Source organism: Hymenobacter norwichensis DSM 15439, assembly GCF_000420705.1.
In the GTDB taxonomy this organism is placed as follows: Bacteria; Bacteroidota; Bacteroidia; order Cytophagales; family Hymenobacteraceae; genus Hymenobacter; species Hymenobacter norwichensis.
Window position 1 is genome coordinate 101,013 of the sequence record NZ_ATVL01000011.1, and the last position, 23,038, is coordinate 124,050.

Genomic DNA, 23,038 nt, shown 5'->3' on the forward strand with positions numbered 1-23,038 from the left:
GTGCTGATGTTAAGTTGGTAATCCTGTGTCAGCAAGCGCGATACTTCGCTACGCTCAGCATGACGTTCTTTTATGTTAACCGTTCAGTTTAGGCTGCACCTGCATCCGGTTCAGATTCAGCTCGAAATCGTCGTCTTCCTCGTGGTATTCGTCGTCATAGTGGCGAATGGAGGACTGGTCGATGGTTTCGTCTTTACCGTGCTCGAAGGTAACCAGCAACGCAGGCAGCAGAATCAGGTTCGAGAAGTTGGTAATCAGCAAGCTGGCCGACATCAGGAGCCCTAGCGCTTTAGTGCCGCCAAACTCTGAGAAGGCAAACACCGAAAAGCCTAGAAACAGCACAATGCTGGTGTAGATCATGCTGGTACCGGCTTCCGACAGCGTGGTGCTGATGGCGGCTTGTACCCGTTGGCCGTTGATGGCCATTTCCTGCCGGAACTTGGCAATCAGGTGGATGCTATTGTCGCCATCAATACCCAGCGCAATGCTAAAAATGAGGGCCGTGCTAGGCTTAAGCGGGATACCGAAGTAGCCCATAATACCGCCCGTGAGCAGCAGCGTGAAGAAGTTGGGTAGCAGCGTGAAAAACACCGCCCGGATGCTGCGGAACAGAATGAGCACCACCAGGCCCACCAGCCCGAAGGCAATCAGCAGGCTTTCTTTGAGCATACCAATCAGGTATTCGTTGCCTTTGGTGAACAGGATGGTGGTGCCAGTTAGCTTCACATCCATGCCCGTACCGTTGAAAATCTGCTTGATTTCGGGCTGGATTTTCTTGGCCAGCAGGGTATCCAAGTTGTGGGAGCCGATGTCGGCAATCTTCAAAGAAATACGGGCCCGTTGGCCGGTAGAATCAGTGAAGGACCGAAGCAGCTTCTGCATCATCTCGCCGTTGCCCCCGTTGTTGGCCGACTGGGAGCGGGCTAGGTAGCTGAGCACGTAGTTTTTCTCGGAATTGTCGGGCAGGCGATAATACTCGGGGTTGCCGTTGTAGAAGGCCTGGGTGCTGGCTTTCAAGGCCGTGACAATACTAACGGGCGTGGTGAGTTCGGGCTGGGTGCGCAGGAACTTCTCAAGCCGGTCAATCTTCTCCAGGTTTTTCAGCTTCAGAATGCCTTTGGGCTTGCCGGTATCTACCACCATTTCCAGCGGCATCACCCCATTAAAGTGCTGCTCGAAGAACTTGAGGTCGGAATTCACCGACGAATCCTTGGGCAAATCGTCCACCATGTACGACACCGACTGCACCTTGCTCACCCCGAACGAGGCCAGCACAATCAGCACGCCGGCCGTGATGTACACTGTCTGGCGGCGCTCCAATACTAGGTAGTCAAAGAACTCCAACAGCTTGGTAAGCGGCTTGGCTTCGAGGTGTTGCAGTTGATTAGCCGTGGGCGGCGGCAGGTAGGTGAACACAATCGGCATCAAAATAAACGACATGGCAAACGCCACGAAGATGTTGATGGTGGCCACCGCCCCGAACTGGAACAGAATGGCAATGTTGGTGAAGCAGAACACCACGAAGCCAATGGCCGTGGTGGTGTTGTTCATCAACGTCACGAGGCCGATTTTGCGCACCACCCGCGCCATTGCCAGCACCTGGTTGCCGGATTTGCGGTAGTCGTAGTGGTAGCGGCTGAGCAGATAGGTGCAGTTCGGGATGCCGATTACAATGATAATGCTCGGAATCAGGCCGGTGAGCAGGTTGATTTTGTAGCCCATGAGTACCATCGTACCCAGGCACCACACCACCACCACCAGCACAATCAGCAACGGAAACACCACCGCCGACCACGTGCGGAAGAACATGTACAGCGTGACGGCCATCATCAGCACCGTGAGGCCCACGAAGAGCTTCATTTCGGCAGCTACTTTGGTGGTCATGGTGGCGCGCACGTAGGGCAGGCCGGCGTAGTGCATTTTGATGCCGGTTTTCGTCTGGAACCGGTCGGCGTGGCCCAGGATTTCCTGCATCACCCCTTCCCGCTTGCTGGAGTTCAGAAACTTGGGGTCCATGGTGAGGGCCAGCAGCGTGGCACCAGTGGTGGGGCTAATGAGCTGGCCTTTGTAGAACTCCTGCGCATTCACCACCCGCATCAGCGAATCAAGTTCCACCTGGCTTTGGGGCGCGCGGCGGAAGATGGGCAGCGCCCGGAAGGTGCTGGTGGCGGTGTCTTTTTCCAGCTTGGGTAGGCGCGTTACACTCAGCACCCCACTCACGCCTTCCACCTTGCTCAGAGTGTCGGTGAGGGCGCGTAGTTCGTTGAAGTTACCCAGCTTGTACACGCTGCTATCCTGCATGCCCAGCACGAGCACGTTGCCGTCTTCGCCGAAGGTGCGCTTGAACTGCTGGAAATACACCATGTCCGGGTCGTCGGGGCTGACCACCTGGGCAAAGTCGTAGGTCATTTCCACTTTGCGTGCTTGCCAGCCCATGAACACCGTCAGGGCGGCCAGCAGCAGAATCAGAATCCGCCGGTTCTTGATGACGAATAGGGCTAGTTTGCTCCACATAGGCTGCTAAAATGCAGCAAAGGTACGCAACCCGCCGCAGCTTGGCGGACTCCTTTCCTTGGCAAATTGGCGGGCGCACTACGCTTGAGGTCAGATAGTTTGCTGGAACTGGAAATTAATTTGCGTTTGAAAGCAACTTTTTGACACTATAAAATCGTAAGACACGTTATTTCAGCACATTGCAAATGCATTGCATTGCATTTTGCTGATGAAAACGTACCACTTATTCTGGATGACCTTGTTTCAAACGCCGGAAGCGTTGCTTGCTTATCACCCTGCTTCCGATATGCTACACCTTAGCTACAGCGCCGCCCGGCTCTCGGCTTCGTTCAAGACTGCCTACCAGCAGGCCTTGGATAAAATGGTGCAAAACAATGTGGATAAGCTGCTGCTGGACCTGAAACGCAACGCTCCTCCTACCGACGATACTGAGCAGATTCTTCTGCCTCTGACCGAGGCTTTGCTGGCACACCCGCACCGCTCCTTATTTGTGGCGGCGGTGGTGTCGGAAAGCCAATACGAGTACCAAGTGGGCAACATGCTGGCGGCGTCGGCTATGGCATTGCCGCCGGCCCAGGTGGAGTTCAACTACTTCACCTCGCGCCACGAAGCCACTCATTGGCTCAGCAGTCAGTAAGCAACCCTGAATTTTCAACCACCAACTAAAAAGGGCCTCGGATAACTCCAAGGCCCTTTCTGTTTTTGGCAACTTAACGACACTACAGCTTCTCGAAAATGCGAGCGAAGCTCACGGCCTGCCCGATGTAGGCGTGCAGCTCGGAGATGGGCATGCGGGTTTGCTCGCGCGAGTCGCGGTGCCGGACGGTGACGGTGTTGTCTTCCAAAGTTTGGCCATCCACTACTATGCAGAACGGCGTACCGATGAGGTCCTGGCGGGTGTAGCGCTTGCCAATGGCGTCCTTTTCTTCCAACACCAACCGGAAATCGTGGCGCAGGGCGTTGAATATCTCAGTGGCTTTTTCGGGCATACCGTCCTTACGCACCAGTGGGAAGATGGCCGCCTTCACGGGCGCCACGGCGGGGTGCAGCTTCAGGAACTTGCGGGTTTTGGTTTTTTGCTCCTCCCCTTCGCCTTCAGTAATGGTTTCCTCCTGAAACGCCTGGCAGAGCGTGGCCAAAAATAGCCGGTCGGCCCCCACCGAGGTTTCCACCACGAAAGGCACGTAGTTGCCGTAGGCTTTGCCGGTTTCGGGGTTGATGTCGTTGTCGAAGTAGTTCTGCTTTTTGCGGCTCAGGGCTTGGTGCTGGCTCAGGTCGAAGTCGGAACGCGAGTGGATACCTTCAATTTCCTTGAAACCAAACGGAAATTCATACTCGATGTCCACTGCCGCCTTGGCGTAGTGGGCCAGTTTATCGTGGTCATGGAAGCGCAGCTTGTTGGTAGGGATACCCATAGCCTCGTGCCAGGCACGGCGGGTGGCTTTCCAGTGCTCGTACCATTCGCCTTCGGTGCCAGGGCGCACAAAGAATTGCATCTCCATCTGCTCGAACTCCCGCATGCGGAAAATGAACTGCCGGGCCACAATTTCGTTGCGGAACGCCTTGCCGATTTGCGCAATACCGAACGGAATGTTCATGCGGGCCGACTTCTGCACGTTCAGGAAGTTCACAAAAATGCCTTGCGCAGTTTCGGGCCGCAGGTAAATCTTGCTGGAGTCGTCGGCCACGGCGCCTACCTGGGTGCTGAACATCAGGTTGAACTGGCGCACATCGGTCCAGTTGCCGGTTTTGGAAACCGGACACAGAATTTTCTCTTCGATGATGAGTTGCTTGACGCCAGCCAAATCTTCGGCCGTCAGCAAGCGGCCCATTTCCGCCAGCAAGGCATCGGCGCGGGGTTTATCACCGGCGTTTTCGTATTCGGCGGCCTTGTCTTCGAGCAGTACATCGGCGCGGTAGCGCTTCTTGCTGTCGAGGTTATCAATCATGGGGTCCGAGAAACCATCCACGTGGCCGGAGGCTTTCCAGGTGAGCGGGTGCATGAAAATAGCCGCGTCAATACCCACCACGTTTTGGTTGAGCTGGGTCATGGCCTGCCACCAGAGCTGCTTGAGGTTGTTTTTCAGCTCCACGCCCATTGGGCCGTAGTCGTACACGGCAGATAGGCCGTCGTATATTTCACTGGATGGAAAAACGAAGCCGTACTCTTTGGCGTGCGAAACAATTTCGGCCAGGGTACCCTCGGTAGTAGGGGCAGCTTTCTGCGGGGCGTTGCTCATGCTATTTATTACAGTAATTAGTAGTCAGGATTGGGTGATGAGTGGGCGCTCAGACCTACACGAACTTGTGTTGTCCGATGAACGCGCTGTACTCACTCCGGAATGCTTGCCGGCAAAAGTAGTGGAAGCTACGTAGGTGGCGAAGCGCACCGGGCTGCCAGCCTATATAAATATCAACTCCGGAACCAGCATCCTGCATTTGCCTGCCGTTCAGGCACCTTCATTTACTCACTGCTTTTTTCTGCCTGTAGCGGCTTCGTACGAGGGTGCCAACGGTTCTTACTTAACAATTTCATAATCTTGCCTCCCTTACGGGTAAGTCTACCTTTGATTGTTGAAAACTGAATTTCCATTAATCCTACCTGTATGTTTGGCTTAGAGCCTCATGTGCTACTGCTGCTGCTGGCCTGTCTGGTGGCGGCATGTGCCTTCGAATTTGTCAACGGTTTCCACGACACGGCCAACGCCGTGGCCACGGTTATCTACACCAATGCGTTGCGGCCCTGGGTGGCCGTTATCTGGTCGGGGTTCTGGAACTTCATCGGGGTTCTGACCGGGGGCATTGGCGTGGCCATGGGCATTGTGTACCTGCTGCCCGTGGAAAGCCTCGTCGACCAAAACGTGTACCATGGCATTGCCATGGTGGGTGCCCTCATTGTGGCGGCCATCATCTGGAACGTGGGCACCTGGTACTACGGCCTACCCTCGTCGTCGTCGCACGCGCTTATCGGCTCCATTTTGGGGGTAGGTATTGCCTTCAGCCTGCTCTCCGATGGTCAGGGCGCGGCCGTGAACTGGGGCAAAGCCGGCGAAACTGGTTTGGCTCTGCTAATTAGCCCGCTGTTCGGCTTCTCGCTCACCATCATTATGATGTTTTTGCTGAAGCGCTTCGTGCCCAACAAGGCCATCTTTAAGGAACCGCACAAGCGCAAGCCGCCACCGCTTTGGATCCGGCTGATTCTGGTGGCTACCTGTACGCTGGTAAGCTACTTCCACGGCTCCAACGACGGCCAGAAAGGTGTGGGCCTGATTATGCTGATTCTGATTGGCATCGTACCCATTCACTTCGCCCTCAATCAAAAGCTGAATCCGCTGGACATGCGCAGCTCGCTGGCCAAAGTGGAAACTGTAATGGGCAAGGTGGACCCCACCACGCTCAGCGCCGCCGACAGCAAGCTGCTGGCGGAAATCAAAGCTCAGACCAATACCCTCGACCAGATTTTCGCCGGCAAAACCGACGTGAAGCAACTGCCCGAGCAAGCCCGCTTTGAAATCCGCAAAGCCATTCTGCTATTGCAAAACCGGGCCAAGAAATTTACGGCCAGCGAGAAGGTACCGCTGAGCACCGTTGACCGCAAAACCTATGAAGACAGCATCACCCAGCTGCGCACCTTCACCGACTACGCCCCGTGGGAAGTGTCGTTTATGGTGGCGCTGTCGTTGGGTATTGGTACGATGGTGGGCTGGAAACGCATTGTAAAAACCATTGGGGAGCGAATTGGTAAGGAGCACCTGACCTACGCACAGGGCGCCTCTTCGGAGCTGGTAGCCGCCGCCATGATTGGGGTTACCACTGGCTACGGGTTGCCGTCCAGCACTACGCACGTACTCTCGTCGGCCATTGCAGGCTCGATGGTAGCCAACCGTGGCATCAAGAATCTGAACCCTCAGATGGTGCGTAACATTGCGCTGGCTTGGGTGCTCACGCTGCCGGTTACCATGGTGCTGTCGGGTGGGTTGTTCCTGCTGTTCCGCGCTATTGCCGACTAAGCCGAGCCCGGTACCCACCGCAGCTAAACACAAAAGCCGCTCCCGTTGGGAGCGGCTTTTTCTATGTCCTTGATTCTCAAACCGAGAAACTATTACCTGGTGAAATGAGGTGCCTTACACATATTTAAAGCTAAATACTTAATAAATAAGGCAGTTATCCACTTATCCACAGGCAAAAACGGATATTTTGTGGATAAGTCTGGGTTAGGCAGGCCACTGCACGTCCAAGTCCTCCGAAATGAAGACGCCAAAGTTCACAAACTGGAGCTCGTCTTCATCGAAGTACAAGTCAATCATTTCCTTCTCGTACGATACGCGGGTTTCGCCGGTATCCATCTTTTCCACTTCGCTGGCTTCGAGGCCCTGCTTGCGCATCAGCTCCTGAATCTGCTCCGGCGACTGACCATGAATCAGCTCCCCAAACAGGCGCATGCCGGGGTGGTCGGTTTCGATGCAGCTCAGGCGGTAATCGTCTTCCCGGTCGAAGTACAGGGAGTAGCCTTCTTCGAGGTAGTTCCAGGCTTGGTGCTCGAACTCGTCTTCCTCTTCTGATTCCTCTATTTCTTCGGGCTCACCCATGAGGGCACGCACTTCATCCATGGTAGCGCCGAAGCGCAACGGGCCCATGCCCGTACCCAGAATGATTTCGTTTTCTTCGGTGCTGGAAGGTTGTGGATTGGTGCTCATAGTGGAAGCAGTGGTTGTGGTGGTGGAGTGGTAAAGATACGGCTACTCGTTGTGTGTGCTGATTGATAATTGTTGATATGTTGCTTGTTGGTGCGCTGCTTTACGGAGATGATGCACTACCAATCAACATATCAACAGGTAGCACCTCATTTCCCGTAGCGGGCTTGAAAGTCGGTGCGTTGTTGTACGTAGTCGGGGTGCTGCTTGGCTTCGTCCCACTTCCGCTTGAAAATAGCAGCGGCTTCGGCCTTTTCCGGGTCTTCGGGGGCGCGGGGCAGTTCGGGGCGGCCATGGGCACCACTCTGGCCTTTTTTGTCGTCGGGCACCGGGCCGTCGTACTTTTTGCCGCCGCGGTGGTTAGCGTAGCGCCGGGACCTAGTGAAGCCCATTTGCAAAAACTTGCGGGCCATGTCGGCGCCCACAAAGTCGTTGGCTTTTAAATAAGCCTCAAACAAGCCGTAGATGGTATCAGCCGACTCCTGTGCCACCTCGGGGGTACGGAAGCGCCAGTGGGGCAGAATCTCGCCTTTATAGGGCTGTACCAGCAGCACGCCCTGCTCGCCTTTGCCCACGCGGTATAGTTCGGGGTGTTCCCGGAAATCGAGGGTGTGGAAATCGAGGGTGTAATCGAAGGGCATGAGGGGGTCCGGCTAACGGAACGATGTATACGCGCCCCTGTGGAATTGGGTGGCGCCCGGCGCACGCAGTTTCGGCACCTCTTCGGGAGTGGTTGGTGGTGGAGCGGGGGCTCGGGCCCCAAGCACCCGGCGGAAGCCACCCGCATTTTTTTTGAGGCCGGCCAACTTGTCCACACAGTTAATAACTTTTTAAAAGAAGAAATTTTAAGAAATCTTTTTTATCCCTGTCGTTAGGGGTGTTTATAAGTGGACAACAATTGAGAGTAATCCACACCGCGGATAACTTGTGCATAGCTCGGGAGTTATACACCGTCTATCAACAGGGTGTGTGCATATCATTGGATTGATTTACAGATAATTAACAGGCTTATTCACTATCCACATAGCTTGTCCACGTATCCACAATCCACATAAATCCACAGTGTGGATTAGGTGTAAAAGCCGGTGAAGTTATCCACCCTTATCCACCATGGGGTGGTGCATAAAGTGCCCTGCTAAACCGTTGACGCACGCAAAAAAACTTATCCTTTATTTCTACACGCGTTATCCCCAGGTTTCCCCCGCATTATCCACAGGTTACGCCCCAACGGCCTCGGGCAGTGGATAAACCTGTGGATTTGGTGTGGATAAGCGCCTGGAAATGGCCTCAGTAACTGGAAATGGCTATGAGGCCTGTGGAAAGCTGCCTGCCAACAAAGTAAACAGCCTCAATTTTCACTAAACAGTAGGGGTAGCTACTGGCCGCTTCAGAACTGCCAATCACTAGAAAGGGCTTTTGGAGGCTGAAAACCGTATTTTTAGTTACTGGAAGTTACTTCCAGTATCCGTAGAAAACTCCTGCTGACCGGTTTCCAAGAGGCGGGCTATAAAAAAAGTAGCCTACAGCTGTAACGTTCAGCGGAAGCGGCGGTATTCCGTTCAACTTCCCGCAAAACTCACCAGCCGGCTCGTTGAGCGCCACGGAAGCCGCTACTACTACCTGCTGCCCGCCAGCGGCCGGTCTTACCGGGCTGCATTATACGCCCCGCGCGCAGGCTTTTTCCGCTTTCTGACTTTCCTGCTCACTGCCGGCTATGCTGGCGGCTACTCCTGCGCGTGCCTTCCTCCGTCTGTTTTCTAAGCCAACGCCCTATGAAATTTGTACTTGCTGTATCCGTATTACTCGGGCTAGGCCGGCCGGTAGCCGCACAGCTCCCCTCCCCTACCGTGGGGGCTGCCACCGTAGCTACTGGCCGCCTGACCGGCACCGTGCTGCACGCTACCACCCGGCAGCCCGTAGAATTTGCCACGGTGAGCTTGTTGGCACCGGGTACCAGCAAGCTGATAGCCAGTACCGTGTGCGACACAAAAGGTGAATTTGCGTTGTTGAAATTGCCCGCCGGCAGCTACCAGCTGAGCGTGAGTTTTGTGGGGTTTGAAACCCAAACCCTGGCCCACGTACCGGTAAGCGCCACCACGCTCAGCCAAACCCTACTACTGGTACCTACTGCGCAGCAGCTAGGCGAAGTGAAAGTGATGGGGCAGCGGGAGCTGATTGAAAATCAAGCCGACCGGCTGGTATACAACGCCGAGAAAGACCAGAGCAACACCGGTGGTACGGCCGCCGATGTACTCAAAAAAGTGCCCATGCTCAGCCTCGACCCCGATGGCAACCCCGAACTACGCGGCTCCACCAGCGTGCGGGTGCTTGTGAATGGTAAGCCCAGCGGCATGCTGGCCAACAACCTCGCCGACGCCCTGCGCCGCCTGCCCGCCGACCAGATTAAGAGCGTGGAAGTGATTACCAGCCCCTCGGCTAAGTACGACGCCGAGGGCTCGGGCGGCATCATCAACATCGTCCTGAAAAAGAATGCTGCGTTGGGGACTACCGGCTCGGTGAGTGCCACCACCGGCAACCAGAACAATAGCCTCAATGCTAGCCTCAACAAGCAAAGTGGCAAACTGACAGTAGCCTCGGAGCTGGGCGTGGCAGCATACTACAACCGCTACCGCAGCGCAATACGCCGCACCGACGTGCTGGCCCCCGGCGAGCTGGCCGAACTGAACCAGCGCACTGCCACTCGCAACTACAACCAGGGCCTGACTGGCCGCCTGAATTTCGACTACGACCTCACCAAGCAGGATGCCCTTACGCTGGGCGCCAACACCGAGCTGTTTCGCTACCACAGCACCCGTAGCATCAGTTCCAGCTACTTCGCCCCTACCCTTCCCGATGATGTGTACCGCCGCCAAATTGATTGGCCTTTTGCGAATAACCACTTCCCCAGCCTTGATGTGAATGCCGGCTATACGCACACCGCCCGCCGGTCGCGCCAGGAGCTGAGTGTGCTGGGTTTGCTGAGCACCAGTTCGGGCCGGCAGGCGTATGAACTCGACCAGACCCGGGGCGAAGGATTGGACTACCGCGAAACCAACGTCAACGTAAGCCGCAACCGGGAGCTAACCTTCCAGATGGACTACGCCCAACCCACCGACAGCACCGGGCTGCTGGAACTGGGTGCGAAAACCATCCTGCGCCGCGCCGGCAGCGACTACACTATTGCCGCCGACAGCCTCAACGGCCGTGGCCTGGTACTGGTACCCGCCCGCTCCAACGAGTTCGACTATCAGCAGAACGTGTACGCCGGCTACCTTTCCTACGGCTTCAATTTGAAACCGGGCTACAGCTTCAAGGCCGGCACCCGCGTAGAGCACACCCGCGTGTTCGGCGACTTTGCCAATACTACTACCACGGTGCGCCAGCAGTACACCAACGTTATTCCGAACGTGCTAGTCACCCGAGATTTTGGGCCCGATAAGGAGCAGAAAGTCAAGTTGAGCTACACCCGCCGCATCCAGCGCCCCGACATCTGGCTGCTCAACCCCTACCTGAACGTGAACAACGGCCGGCAGGCCTCGTCGGGCAACCCCAACCTGCGCGCCGAACTAACCGATGCCTACGAACTGGGCTACAGCACCAGCCACAAATCCAGCACGCTTAACCTGTCGGGCTACTGGCGGCAAACCAACAACGCTATCCAGCAGGTATGGTCACGGGTGCCGGCCCGTAGCATTTTTCCTGATGATACCACCAACTCCAGTGTGCTCTACAGCACGTTCGAGAATGTGGGCCGCCGCGCCACGTATGGGCTGAGCGTAACGGGCTCGGCGAAGCCTACCCCCGCTTGGACCCTCAATGCTACCGTAAACGCCTTTTACTTGGATATAGAAAGCCCGGCCCTGAACCTGCGCAACCAGGGCCTGATGTATAACGCCAACTTCTCGGCGGGCCGGACGCTGGACCACGGCTACAGTCTGCAAGGCTCGGTGTACATCAACTCGCGGCGGATTCTGTTGCAGGGCGACGCCAGCGGGTTTTACACTCATTCGCTGTCGGTGAAAAAGGAGCTATTCGACAAGAAAGGCAGCCTCACGCTCAACCTCGAAAACCCCTTCAACCGCACCATGCTCTTCCGTGCCGACATAGTAGCGCCCGACAGCTACAACCTGCGCAGCGACACGTACGCCTACAACCGGGCGGTGCGCGTAAGCTTCAACTACCAGTTCGGCTCCACCACCGATACCCCCGCCCGCCAGCACAAAAGCATCCGCAACGACGATCAGAAAAAAGGTGAAAACGGCGGCTAATAAGTAGCATGGAACGGATTAACGTGCTACCCTCTTCTTACCCTAGAAAGCCAACCGAATATCCTCTATTTCAAAGTTGGCGCGCACTTGCTCGGGCTTAGGATGCAGATACACGGGCTCGGCGGGTAGTAGCAGGTTCGGGTCGCCGCCGCGCCATTTGCCGTCACCATCGGCATCAATCAGTACCCGGAACGTATAGGTGGCCGGGAGAAGCCTGTCGAAACGGAAGGTATTTTTGGGGCTGTCGAGGCTGGCTACCACTTTGTTTTGCTGATCGAGCAGCTGGATTTCGTAGCGCTTGTATTTGGTGGTAATGGTGCCGGCTAGGCTGCCGTAGGTGGCTTGGTCCGTCACGCGCAGGCGCAGGGGCCGGGCGCCTAGCCGCTGGCCGGTTACGGTGGTCAGGTTCAGAGTATCGAGGCGGAGCGTAACGGTTTTCTGGGCTTTGGTATCCAGCAATATCGTCAGCAGAGTTCGGTCGGGGCTGAGGATGCCATTGGTAGGCAGTACCAACGGGCGGCGGGCCGAGGTGGAGTCTTCCTGCAAGGTGGCAAAGGGCTTGCCGGGTGCTACTCGCACCGGTTCGGTAAACGAAAACTTCACTTCACCCTGCCGGTACACGTCGCGTGGGGCGCCTTCCACGCTGTACACCGCTGGCCGGCGGGTGGGTGCGGTGCCGGGGAATTTCACGTTCAGCGTGTCGCGGCTAGTGTTGCCGGCGCTGTCGGTAGCGGCCAGCAAGTAGCGGTTCTCTCCTAGTGCCGGTGTGCGGTAGAGCACTACGGTTCGGCCCTGCTCGGTAAGCTGCACGGCCTCGTTTAGCTGGGGCGTAGCTGGGCTGCCTAGCGGCGTAAGCGCCACCGTTTGCAGCCCCTCACCATAGCTGATGCGAAACTGGCTGAACGAACCCTGCCGGCTGCTGGCTGTAGGCCGGCGCGAATCAGGCCGCACCAGCACCAGGTTCACCGAGTCGGGCCGGGGCCCAATGGTAATCAGGTCGGGTAGGTAGGCTATTTTTTCGCCTTCGTCGTAGCGGGTGTTGTTGTTTTTGTCGGCCAGCGCATAGATGCGGTAGCGGCCCGCTTTCAGGTTGCGGAGGCTGTAGCTGCCGTCTTTTTCGGTGCGGGCCAGGTAGTAGGGTTTGCCGCGGCGCACTCCTGCCGTATCAGCTTCCGGGTACAGTAGCACCGGGGCGGCATCAGCAGGTTTGTTGCTGAGCAAGTCGCGCACGGTGCCACGCACCGCTCCCGAGTCAAGCACCGCGCCTGTGCTAAAGCTTACTGCTACGTTAACGGCTGGGTTACTTTCGGTGATGTCGGTTACGGCGTTGCCGAAGTTGAACGAGTAGGTGGTATTGGCTTCAAGCGGCTTATCAAACAGCAGCGAAACGGAAGAACGGTCTTCGCGCAGCTTATAAGGGTTGTCCTCGGGTAGCGCCGGCGAGATGATGAGGTTCTTGGTCAGGTCTTTCAGCTGCACCGACTCGGAAAACACCAGCCGCACTACCTGGCCCTTGTAATTGCGGGTGCCATCGGCGGGGATGGAGCTAACCAGCTTTGGCGGGATAATGTCCTTCTCACCGCCAGTGGGCGAGCTGATGGAAGCACAGCCTGCCAAGCCGGCCCCGGCAGCAAGCAACACAAAAAGATTAGCGCGAACGGACATTATACAGCAGCAGCGTGGAAACAGTCAGCACGGCACTAGCCAGCGCTGTCAATGAAGTGGTTTTGCAGGGTGGTTTCGCCTTCGGTATCAGGCACTACTGCAGAGCATTGGGTGGTGTTAGGCCGGCCCGAAGCAGCAACGCCCGCGCCTACCTGCGCCGTATGTGAAGCCAGCGTAAGAAGTACAAAGGACACCCCATCAGCCCGCCCCGGAACTGCCCACAACACCAGCAGAATTCCCAAAGCGTAAACGACTGGCGTGGGCATGATTACTCAGCGTTTAGCGGCCACGTAAATCAGACTGGAATACTGCCCTTCGTGCCGGGCCGCGTACTGATTGGACGCATAGCCGGCCTTCAACACCGATACAATTCCGCCGCCCCGCTCGGCGCGGTGCTTCTCGCTGAGCATACTCACATAGTAGGCATCCAGCGCCATAGGCAGTGTTTTCAAGACCGTCAGCTTGTGCTTTTTAAGCAGCTGGGTCATGGTTTTTAGATTGAAATGATATAAGTGGCGCGGCACATCATAGGCGGCCCAATCCTGCCGGTAATGTTGGGCATCGAGGCTATCCACGTTGGGCACGGCAATGAGTAGCACCCCATCGGGCTTGAGCAGGCTAATGAGCTGCTGGAGCGTTTCGTTGAGTTCATGCACATGCTCGAGCACATGCCAGAGCGTAATGGCATCAAAGCTGCCTTTCTCAAACGAGGTCAGGTTTTCGGTGCCGATGGGCTGGCCGGCCCGTTCTGAGGCTTCTTGTTGGGCGCGGGCGTTGGGCTCCCAACCGGCAATCTGCCAGCCGTCGGTTTTGGCCGCGGCCAGAAAGTGGCCCGTGCCGCACCCATAGTCGAGCAGCCGACCTTTGCGCGGGGCTAGCTTATTAATGAGGCCCACCTTGCGGCGCAGCGTGAAAAACCGCGCCACTTTGTACGCCTGGTTGATAACGCCCGCCGCCCCGCTGTTGTGCGATACATAATCGTCGGACTCGTAATAACGGCCAATGTGGGCGGCATCGGGCCGGGGGTTGGTGAACTGAAAGCTGCACGCCTCGCACTGCTGAATGGCGAAGCTCTCCTTGCTCACCGATTTGTCTTCCACTATCAGCTTGTTGCGAAACTCTGTTTTGCCGCAAACCGGGCACTTCTCCAATCGTTCGTACGACACTGTTTTCTTAATTAGAAGAGAGAAGCTAGGAGCGAGAAGCTAGCAAATAGGTGGTTACACTGCTGAAAGACCAAGTGTGCTCCTAACTTCTAACTTCTCGCTCCTAGCTTCTGCTAATTACCGGCCAAGGTACACCATGAGCACCGAAATATCAGCGGGCGAAACGCCGCTGATGCGAGCCGCCTGTCCGATAGTCTCGGGTTGCACCTTGAGCAGCTTCTCGCGCGCTTCGTGCGAGAGAGCCGGCATGGCTTTATAATCGAGGCGGCCCTGAATCACGAAGTTTTCCAGCTCGGCGGCTCGGATGGCCTGCTGGTTTTCCTTCTCGATATAGGTTTCGTATTTCACCAGAATCACGGCCTGCTCTAGGGCCTCGGGACCGTACGGCGCCAAGGCCAGCGTGAGGCCAGGCAGCACGCTACTCAGGTTGGGCAACTCGATGTTGGGCCGACGCAGCAGGTTGATGGCGCGGGTCCGCTCACTGATGGTAGCCGACCCTAGCTCCGCCAGGAAACCATTGATTTCGGTGGGCTCGATGGCGAAGGTGCGCAACGTTTCCAGCACGTCGGCGGTCTGCCGCTCTTTCTCACGCACCAGTTCCATCCGCTCTTCCGAAGCCAGCCCCAGCGCGTAGCCCAGCGGCGTCAGGCGCAAATCGGCGTTGTCTTGGCGCAGCAGAATGCGGTGCTCAGCGCGGCTCGTGAACATGCGGTAGGGCTCGTCGGTGCCTTTGTTTACCAGGTCGTCGATGAGCACCCCAATGTAGGCTTCGCTCCGCTTCAGGATGAACGGCTCTTTGCCGTGCACCCGGTTGTGGGCATTGATGCCGGCCATCAAGCCTTGGCAAGCCGCTTCCTCGTAGCCCGTGGTGCCGTTGATCTGGCCCGCGAAGTAGAGGTTGCGCACCTGCTTGGTTTCCAAGGTCAGGTTGAGCTGGGTTGGCGGGAAAAAGTCGTACTCGATGGCGTAGCCGGGGCGGAACATCTTGGCCTTTTCGAAGCCCACGATTTTGCGGAGGGCGCGGTATTGCACGTCTTCGGGCAGGCTGCTCGAAAAGCCGTTCACGTACACTTCCACCGTGCTCCAGCCTTCGGGCTCCACGAAAATCTGGTGCCGGTCTTTGTCGGCGAAGCGGTTGATTTTGTCTTCCACCGAAGGGCAATAGCGCGGCCCTAAGCCTTTGATGCGGCCCTGGAACATCGGCGACTTCTCGAAGCCTTCGCGCAGGATTTCGTGCACCTCGGAGTTGGTGTAGGTGATGTAGCACGGGCGCTGCTTCACCAGCGGCGGCGTGGGCAAGTAGCTGAATTTGCTGGCTACCTCGTCGCCGGGCTGCTCCTCCATTTTCGAGTAGTCGAGGCTGCGGCCATCTACGCGGGGCGGAGTACCGGTTTTCATGCGGCCCGCCTCGAAGCCTAGCTCCTTGAGCTGCTCGGTGATGCCAGTGCTGCCTTTCTCGGCAGCGCGGCCACCCCCAAAGCTTTTCTCGCCAATATGAATCAGGCCGTTCAGGAAAGTGCCGTTGGTGAGCACCACCGCTTTGCTGCGGAACTCGATGCCAAGCTGGGTTTTCACCCCGACTACGGTATCATTTTCCACCAGCAGGCCGGTTACGGCTTCCTGCCAGAAGTCCACGTTCAACGTCTGCTCCAGTGTGTTGCGCCACTCCTCGGCAAAGCGCATCCTATCGGACTGCGCCCGGGGGCTCCACATGGCGGGGCCTTTCGAGCGGTTCAGCATCCGAAACTGAATCATCGTTTTGTCGGTGATGATGCCCGACTGGCCGCCGAGGGCGTCCACTTCGCGCACAATCTGGCCCTTGGCCACGCCCCCCATGGCTGGGTTGCACGACATCTGCGCGATGGTGTTCATGTTCATCGTCACGAGCAGGACCTTGGAGCCCAGGTTGGCGGCGGCGGCGGCGGCTTCGCAGCCCGCGTGCCCCGCTCCTACTACAATAACGTCGTATTCTTCTTGCTGAAACATAAGAGTAGCGCCAAGCTCCGGCTTGGCGAGGCATATGGAATGTTGGTACTAACAGCAAATGCCGCGCAGGTCGTTCAACAACAGCAGCAGCTCACCGAGCTAGTGCTGGGAGTTACCTGCAAAAACGCCCGCGTTGCGGCGGGCCTTCCGTTGAAATCAGGAATGAAAAACGAAGCGCAACTTGCTAGAAACCTGTACAAAGATAGGTAGTTGCCGTGGTTGTTGCGCGGAGTTGCGTGGTTTACTCGGGGTCGTGGGCACCTAGTTCCTCATCGAGCATCTCGGCCATTAGGCTGGCTGAGTGGGCGGCCACAGCGTCCCACGAAAACGGCAGCCACTCGCTGTTCAGGCAATCGTACACTTCGGTGGCTGCCACGCTGGGGAACAGCTTGTAGTCGAACTTAGGGTAGTTGTGAACCAGGTAGCCGGGGTAGTAGAACGTTGTCTGCAACTGGCGGGCGTGGTTGATTTTCAGCAGCATCAGGTACTTGCCCAAACTGTATTTGCGGTAGCTGGGGTCGTAAAAGTTCATGATGCCGGCCAGGGTGCGGGTGCCACTATCGAAGATGCCGGCGGCAATGAGCTGCTGGCCGTCCCGGATTTCAATCATCTCGGTGGTGAAGATGCTGTGCGTGGCCCCGCCCAGCAGAAACGAATCCACGGTTTCCGGCGCGTCGAAGGTGATGGAGCTGCGGTATAGGGCGTAGAGGGCTTCCAACTCGGGTGTGATGCGCAGCGGCCGGATTGTAACGGAAAACTTCTCGTTGAGGCGCAACAGCCGCCGCTGCTCGGGGCCGTACTGCACATCGGCTAGCCGCAGCCGGAGCCAGTGCACTGTGTGGTATTCGCCTTCTACGGCCAGTAAGCGGCAGGTGAACAAGTCCTGCACCATGCGGTAGTAGCCCAGGCCCAGGTAATAATCCAGCATGAGGCCGCTTACAACAGGCATGTAGGAAGAACTGGCAGACATAGCAGAGGTAAATAAGTACAACTGCCATTCCGACGCAGGAGGAATCTGAGTAAACCCATTGAACGATTACACTCAGATTCCTCCTGCGTCGGAATGACAGGGCTGGTACGCAAAAAACGCCCGCTGGAAGGCGGGCGTTTCACTCAGTGAAAGTACGGTTGATTTACTTAAAAAGCGCGCAACGACAGGCAGTAATCCTCTTTGGCCCGCATGGCGGTCTGGCTGATTAAGTCCTTATCGGCGTAGCCTAACAAGTGCAGCACGCCGTGAATCATGACGCGGTGCAACTCATCAATAAACGGAATACCCAACTGCTGCGCGTTTTCGCGCACCCGCTCCACCGATATAAAAATGTCGCCCTCAATCATATCGGCGTCATCGGCATTATCGAAGGTGATGACGTCGGTGTAGGTGTCGTGGTCGAGGTACTCGACGTTCACGCGGTGCAGGTATTCATCGGAGCAGAAAATGTAGGTGAGCTGCACCAACTCGTACTCATGCACTTCTATCACCCGCTCAATCCAGGAGCCCAGCGCCTCGGCGTCGGCCAGTTCAAAAGGCACGTCCTCCACCAGAAACTCAATTCCGTGCGACTCGTGCGAATCTTGGGGCAAACCGCTGTTCATTTCGTGTTCGGTACCGGGCGGGTGCTGGTTCATGCCTAATGAGAACTGCTGGATGTACTGTCTTCCTGGACATCGGCTGCCTCCGAAGGGGCAGATAGCAGGAAGGTAAGCTGCACGTTACGGCCTTCTTTGGTGAATTCCACCTCGTCGGCCAAATGGCGAATCAAAAAGATGCCGCGGCCACCGGGGTTTTCCAGGTTTTCGGGGGCGGTGGGGTCAATCAGGTTGTTATAATCGAACCCTTGGCCTTCGTCTTCCACTTCAAACTTCACGCGGTCCGTGTCCACGTACAGCGACAGATACACATTCTTGTCCTTATCGAACTTGTTGCCGTGGCGGATAGCGTTGTTTACGGCCTCCGTCACCGCCACCATGATATTGCCATAAATATCATCTTCGATGTGGAAGGTGTCCTTCGAGTTGTCGATGAAACTCTCCACGACGCGAATGTTCTCGACCAGCGAGGGAATCTGAATTTTGACTTGCTTCATATACAGGTGTGAGGAACGGCAGGGCGCAAACTTAGCGGAACGCTATTTCATTTTCTGAAAATATTCGCTGACCTCTCGTTGATAATAAGGAGTAAGGGTGGTAGGCACAGTACGAAGCAGCTCGGTCTGGCGTTCCTTTTGGCGTTTGTATTGCTGGAAAGCAGGCGGAAATACGGGTGGTTGGTTTTGGGCGGACTGCGCCTCGCGCTTGTCGTCCTGGTCCCGTTCCCGCGCCGATTTCTCGGCTTCCAGTAACCGGGTCAGGATCTGACGCTGGCGCATGACCGTCTGTTCTGTCAGGCGCTTGTTTACGAGGTCGGTTTCGGTTTGTTCCATCATTTTTTTCAGCTCCCCGGTACCGTTACCGCCCAGGTCACCTTTGCCATCTTTTCCGCCCTGTTTGCCGCCGGGCTTGGTGCCTTTCTGCTGTTTTTCCAGCTCCTGTAAGGCCTGCCGCAGCATCTGCTGTTGGGCCGCCAGCTTGGCTAAATCTTCGCTCAGGGCGCGGCCCTGCTTGCCGCTTTGCTGCAACTGCTGAATCTGCTGGTTGAGTTGCTCTTGCATCTTGCCCATGCGGCCGGCTTGGCCCTGGCCGGGCTTCTGCCCTTTTTTCTTGCTTTTGCCGGGCTTGCCGTCGCCGGACTGGGGCTGGCCCATCATGCTTTCGCGCTGCTCCTGCTGCATCTGTTGCAGCGCCGAGTTCAGCATCAGGGCCAGGTTGTTCATGCTGGTCATAGCCTGCTGCTGGCTGGCGGTGGCGCGGCCCACGTTGCGCTGTCGGATGTGCTCCAACGACTCGTCCATGCGGCCGTTCATCTCGCCTACCTCGCGCGTCACGAAACTTTGAATCTTCGGTTCTTTCTTGGCTAATGCATATAGAGAGTCCTGCACCACGCGAGCGTCGTCCTTGAGCTTGCGCTGGTTTTGGCCGAGCTGCACAAAGCGCGGGTCACTCTGGTCCACCTTGCGAAAGTCCTTCATCAAGTTTTCCTCGTCGAAGCTGAGCTTGAGCAGGTTCTCCAGAATGTCGCGCAGGTCGTCGATATTCTGAGCCTGCTGGTCCTGTTCTTCCTGGTCCATCTGCTGCTGCATCTTCTGGGCCATTTTCTTCATGCCACTGGCAGCCTGGCTCTGGTTTTGGCTGGCTTTCTTGTTCTGGTTTTTGGAGAGCTGCTGCTCACTCTGCTCCATCTGCTCGTCTACCTCCTTCTGCTCAGGCTTCATTTCCTCGGCGCCGTTCTCGTTGCCGAGCTGGTCGTCCATCTTTTTCAGGTCTTGCAGGTCTTTCTTCAGTTCCTCGAACTGCTGCTTGTTGTCTTGCTGCTGCTTTTTCAGGTCTTCCTGCTTTTGCTGCTGCTGTTGTTTGCTGTCCTTGCTGTCGGCGTTGTCTTTGTCGTTTTTCTGCGTTTCCTCGGCCAGCTTTTCCTGCTCCTTAGCTAGCTCTTGCAGCTTATCGAGGGCTTCTTCCTGCTTCTGCTCGAACTGTAGCTGCTTGAACATTTCCAGTGCCCGTTCCAGCTCTTTCTGTAAGGTGTTTTCCTTGTTTTCCAGCTGTTGTAGCAGTTTCTGCATGTCGGGCTGGTTCATATCCTTTTGCTGTTCCAGCAGTTTCTGGAGCTCGTCGTACAGCTTCTTGGTTTCGGGGTCGAGCAGGCTTTCCATCAGCTTTTGCAGCTCCTTGGCCTTCTCGGCTAGCTCCTGGCTTTTGGGGTCTAGCTCGTCCTGCTTTTGGGTCAACTCCTCGAACAGCTTCTTCATGTCGGCCATCTGCTGGTCCATCTGCTGCTTCTGGTTCAGCATGTCCTGGAGCTGCTTTTTGTCCTGGAAGTTTAGCTCGCGCTTGGTTTTGAGCTTGTCCTGGCTTTTGGCTAGCTCCCGCTCCAGCTTCTTGCTTTCCTGCGCAGATTTGCTCAGTTGGCTTTGCACCGATTCCGACTGCGAGTTCATCTGGTCGCGCAGCTCTTGCTTGCTAGGCAGCCGGAACTCCGCCGCCCGCGTCCTAGCCGACTTGGCACCGTGTACGCCGTCGTTGTCCCACACCTGCACGAAGTACTCCAGCCGGTCGCCGGGCTGCATTTTCAGCGGCCGCAAATCCCACTGATACGCATAGGTTTGGGCCGGACCACCCGTTAGCGGCAGTGCCCGCGCCTGAAATGCCGCATTAGGCCGGGCCTTGCTGGTGATGCGGTAGTGCAGTTGCAAGCGCGAAAGGCCATAGTCGTCGCGCACGGAGCCGCCCAGCGCGAGGTAGCGCAACGATACCGTATCGGTGAAGCTTTCCAGGCTAATTTCCGGCACTTGGTCGGGTATGGCAGTCAGCTGGTATTCGATAGGGTCGCGGTTGAGGCTGGCCGGGTTTTGCAAGCGCAGCGCGTAGTTCTGGGTGCGCATCACCCGGTGCGAAGCCGTAAACTCTTCGCCGCTTTCCTGGGCCGTTACGGTTTCGTCGGGGCTCTTGAACAGCAGTTGCAGCTGGTCGGTAGCTTGGGTGGCAAACTGCCAGCGCACAGTGCTGCCCTCGGGTACGGTGAGGTTACCGGTGTTCTGAATGGTTTCGGCGGGCTTGCCAATGTAGGCCGGGTAGGTTACCTGCACCTTGAAGTCACGCAGATTGGGCCGCTGGCGCAAGGTCAGGTCGTAGTCCTCAGACGTGACATTGGCCGCCGTAAGCTGGAACTCCACGTCCTGCTGTAACTGGTCGAACTGATAAGTGAAGTGGTTGCCGCGTTCCTTGGTGAGGCGCCGCTCCCGGCCGCCGTACACGATGCTCACCTCGTTGGGCAGAGCCTCGCCTTCCACGCGCACATCTAGCTTGAAGTCTTCGCCCTGGAACGCTGTGAGACTTTTGTTTTCCACCACAAACGCAAACGGCGCGGGCGGCGCGTACTTCTGGCGGTAATTGAGAATCCGAGCCGTACCCTGCACAAACAGCGCCGGGTACACCAGCAGCAGCAGCATAATCACGCCCGCCGGCACGGCCACGTATTTCCAGAGCGGCCGGGTTTGCTTCTGAATATCAATGCCTTCCTCAAACCGGAAGCCGGCTAACTGCCCGGCCCGCTGCTCCAAGCTGGCGGCAATCAGAGCGTTGCCCTGGGCCTTGTCCTGAAGCTGCAAAGCGTTCAGCAGCTTATCCTGAATATCGGGGAACAGCTCCCCTACCCGCTGGGCAGCTTGCTCATCACTCAGCAAGCGGCGCAGGTTGGTAAGGGCTGCCAATGGCTGCCAGATCCAGCGCACGAAGGCGTACACCGACAATCCCAGAAAACCGAACAACAGGCCGCCCCGCACCCAGGTAGGTAAGTAGAGGAAGTATTCGAGCGTATTCAGGACCAGAAACAAACTTAGCAGCAATGCCCCAGCTACCAGCGCCCCACGCACTAGCAGGGAGAGGTAGAACTTGCGCTTGAAAGCTTCGAGGCGGGCCAGCACTTCCCGCAAAGCCGATGAAGTAGATAGTGGTTCTTGAGGCACAGGCATAACTATTCAAAAGGCCGTTGTCAGCCTGGGAAAGATACAGAATAAGCGCACGGGCTGCACACCCACGCCCGTAGAACCGGGTTTGCTGCTTGCCGGTTCCGGCCGGTGGCATTCGCCAGCCTACTCCTCCGCAATGATGCGCTGCAAGTCTAGCAGGTTGGTGTAGTTGGGCCGGATGAAACCCTGCTCCGGGTCGTCCAGGTCACGGATAGACTGGATGGTAAACACTGAAATAACCACAAACAAAATCGGTACGAAGTAGTGCCGGTCGTGCTGCCAGCCGTTGGTGAAGCCCACCAGCACACCAATGGCCCACGACGAAATCAGCAGCAACCTGATGATGGAGTTAGGCGTCCGTTCCTGAAAAGAATAATGCAGCCGAAAAACGTTGACGTTGAACCTATTGTAAGCCGGCAGTAGCAATTGTAAATCGGTGTGGGACAACTGCTGAGTGCGTACTGTTTCCACAAGCTGCTGCCAGAAGCGCCGGTTGATGACCGCTAGCTTTTGGGTGTGAGTTTCCTTTATCAAATGCCCCGGCTGGTGTTCTTGCAGCTCTAGCGCCAAAAACCGCAGCAAATAGCTCCGCACCGAGTCGCGGGCAACAGGCGGCAACAGCTGGCTTTCCCGGTACAGCTCCGCCACCGCATCCGACGACTGATGAATGAGGTTAGTGCGCTCCTTGAGGGAGTTATTGGACGAAAGCAGTGTGAACGACAGAATCAGCCCGAACATGGTAATGAGGGCGCTTTCAATGCCCGATGCCTTCCACTCCCGGTTCAGGCGGCGGTAGCGCACATCAGCAAACCAGTAGCCAACACAAACGGCCGCCAGCAGTGAGAAGAAGTACGCCGCCGACAGCCACACGGCATTGAACAAGCTGTGCCACATAAGCAGGAAGTGAAAGTGAACTAGGAACAAGCTTCCGCTGGCCGTTCCTCTACCGAACTATAAGGTAGCAGGTTACTTGGCACTGAAGCTATAAGTCTCTTCAACAAGGCGGGCGGAGTGGTTGTACAGCTATTGTTGGTGGGTGATATAACGCACGCTATGAAAGAGATTATTTGAGCAGTCTGACTTCTTCAATAAATAGCAGACAAGACAAAGTTTGTTGGTACTTTCAAGACAATAAATTATTAGATAGTTTATATTAAAGACTTGTGCACAATATTGAAATT

16 protein-coding genes are annotated in these 23,038 nt (G+C 56.6%); 3 read left to right on the forward strand and 13 right to left on the reverse strand.

The window, feature by feature from the left end; genetic code table 11:
* Positions 1-75: 75 nt before the first annotated feature.
* Positions 76-2,514, reverse strand: coding sequence for an efflux RND transporter permease subunit (locus G536_RS0121085; protein WP_022825590.1), 2,439 nt, complete (start codon positions 2,512-2,514; stop codon positions 76-78).
* Positions 2,515-2,722: 208 nt separating this feature from the next.
* Here G536_RS0121085 and G536_RS0121090 point away from each other — a divergent pair, with 208 nt between their 5' ends.
* Positions 2,723-3,151, forward strand: a complete 429-nt coding sequence (locus tag G536_RS0121090) for a hypothetical protein (RefSeq protein ID WP_022825591.1) — start codon at positions 2,723-2,725, stop codon at positions 3,149-3,151.
* 82 nt (positions 3,152-3,233) lie between these two features.
* On the opposite strand, the gene G536_RS0121095 is transcribed toward G536_RS0121090, so the two are convergent.
* Positions 3,234-4,754: a glycine--tRNA ligase gene (locus G536_RS0121095; protein WP_022825592.1), complete on the reverse strand. Its 1,521-nt coding sequence runs from the start codon at positions 4,752-4,754 to the stop codon at positions 3,234-3,236.
* A gap of 366 nt (positions 4,755-5,120) precedes the next feature.
* On the opposite strand from G536_RS0121095, the gene G536_RS0121100 reads away from it, so the two are divergent.
* Positions 5,121-6,524 (forward strand): inorganic phosphate transporter, encoded by a 1,404-nt coding sequence (locus G536_RS0121100; RefSeq protein ID WP_022825593.1) that lies wholly within the window; start codon positions 5,121-5,123, stop codon positions 6,522-6,524.
* 204 nt (positions 6,525-6,728) lie between these two features.
* On the opposite strand, the gene G536_RS0121105 is transcribed toward G536_RS0121100, so the two are convergent.
* Positions 6,729-7,211, reverse strand: a complete 483-nt coding sequence (locus G536_RS0121105; RefSeq protein WP_022825594.1) for a hypothetical protein — start codon at positions 7,209-7,211, stop codon at positions 6,729-6,731.
* 146 nt (positions 7,212-7,357) lie between these two features.
* Positions 7,358-7,849, reverse strand: coding sequence for a DUF4385 domain-containing protein (locus G536_RS0121110; protein ID WP_022825595.1), 492 nt, complete (start codon positions 7,847-7,849; stop codon positions 7,358-7,360).
* A gap of 1,131 nt (positions 7,850-8,980) precedes the next feature.
* Here G536_RS0121110 and G536_RS29255 point away from each other — a divergent pair.
* The gene (locus G536_RS29255) at positions 8,981-11,476 is read left to right on the forward strand and encodes a TonB-dependent receptor (RefSeq protein ID WP_022825596.1); all 2,496 of its coding nucleotides are present in this window, start codon (positions 8,981-8,983) and stop codon (positions 11,474-11,476) included.
* Between the two features lie 42 nt (positions 11,477-11,518).
* Here G536_RS29255 and G536_RS0121120 read toward each other — a convergent pair whose 3' ends face one another.
* The 9 genes from G536_RS0121120 to G536_RS0121165 all read right to left on the reverse strand — a co-directional run bounded on the left by G536_RS0121120 (position 11,519) and on the right by G536_RS0121165 (position 22,751).
* Complete coding sequence (locus G536_RS0121120) at positions 11,519-13,141, reverse strand: Ig-like domain-containing domain (RefSeq protein WP_022825597.1); 1,623 nt, start codon at positions 13,139-13,141, stop codon at positions 11,519-11,521.
* A 35-nt stretch (positions 13,142-13,176) separates the two neighbouring features.
* Positions 13,177-13,407 carry a hypothetical protein gene (locus G536_RS0121125; RefSeq protein ID WP_022825598.1) on the reverse strand — a complete coding sequence of 77 codons (231 nt, stop codon included), beginning with the start codon at positions 13,405-13,407 and terminating at the stop codon, positions 13,177-13,179.
* Positions 13,408-13,413: 6 nt separating this feature from the next.
* Positions 13,414-14,307 (reverse strand): class I SAM-dependent methyltransferase, encoded by an 894-nt coding sequence (locus G536_RS0121130; RefSeq protein ID WP_022825599.1) that lies wholly within the window; start codon positions 14,305-14,307, stop codon positions 13,414-13,416.
* Between the two features lie 117 nt (positions 14,308-14,424).
* On the reverse strand, positions 14,425-16,293 hold the full coding sequence (gene mnmG, locus G536_RS0121135; protein ID WP_022825600.1) for a tRNA uridine-5-carboxymethylaminomethyl(34) synthesis enzyme MnmG: 1,869 nt from the start codon (positions 16,291-16,293) through the stop codon (positions 14,425-14,427).
* A 241-nt stretch (positions 16,294-16,534) separates the two neighbouring features.
* Positions 16,535-17,263 (reverse strand): GNAT family N-acetyltransferase, encoded by a 729-nt coding sequence (locus G536_RS0121145; RefSeq protein WP_026880447.1) that lies wholly within the window; start codon positions 17,261-17,263, stop codon positions 16,535-16,537.
* 167 nt (positions 17,264-17,430) lie between these two features.
* The gene (gene ybeY / locus G536_RS0121150; RefSeq protein ID WP_022825603.1) at positions 17,431-17,922 is read right to left on the reverse strand and encodes an rRNA maturation RNase YbeY; all 492 of its coding nucleotides are present in this window, start codon (positions 17,920-17,922) and stop codon (positions 17,431-17,433) included.
* Between the two features lie 2 nt (positions 17,923-17,924).
* Positions 17,925-18,380 (reverse strand): ATP-binding protein, encoded by a 456-nt coding sequence (locus G536_RS0121155; RefSeq protein ID WP_022825604.1) that lies wholly within the window; start codon positions 18,378-18,380, stop codon positions 17,925-17,927.
* A gap of 42 nt (positions 18,381-18,422) precedes the next feature.
* Entirely contained in the window at positions 18,423-21,854 is a 3,432-nt protein-coding gene (locus G536_RS0121160; protein WP_425402144.1) for a DUF4175 family protein, read from the reverse strand.
* Between the two features lie 126 nt (positions 21,855-21,980).
* Positions 21,981-22,751 carry a hypothetical protein gene (locus G536_RS0121165; RefSeq protein WP_022825606.1) on the reverse strand — a complete coding sequence of 257 codons (771 nt, stop codon included), beginning with the start codon at positions 22,749-22,751 and terminating at the stop codon, positions 21,981-21,983.
* Positions 22,752-23,038 lie beyond the last annotated feature (287 nt).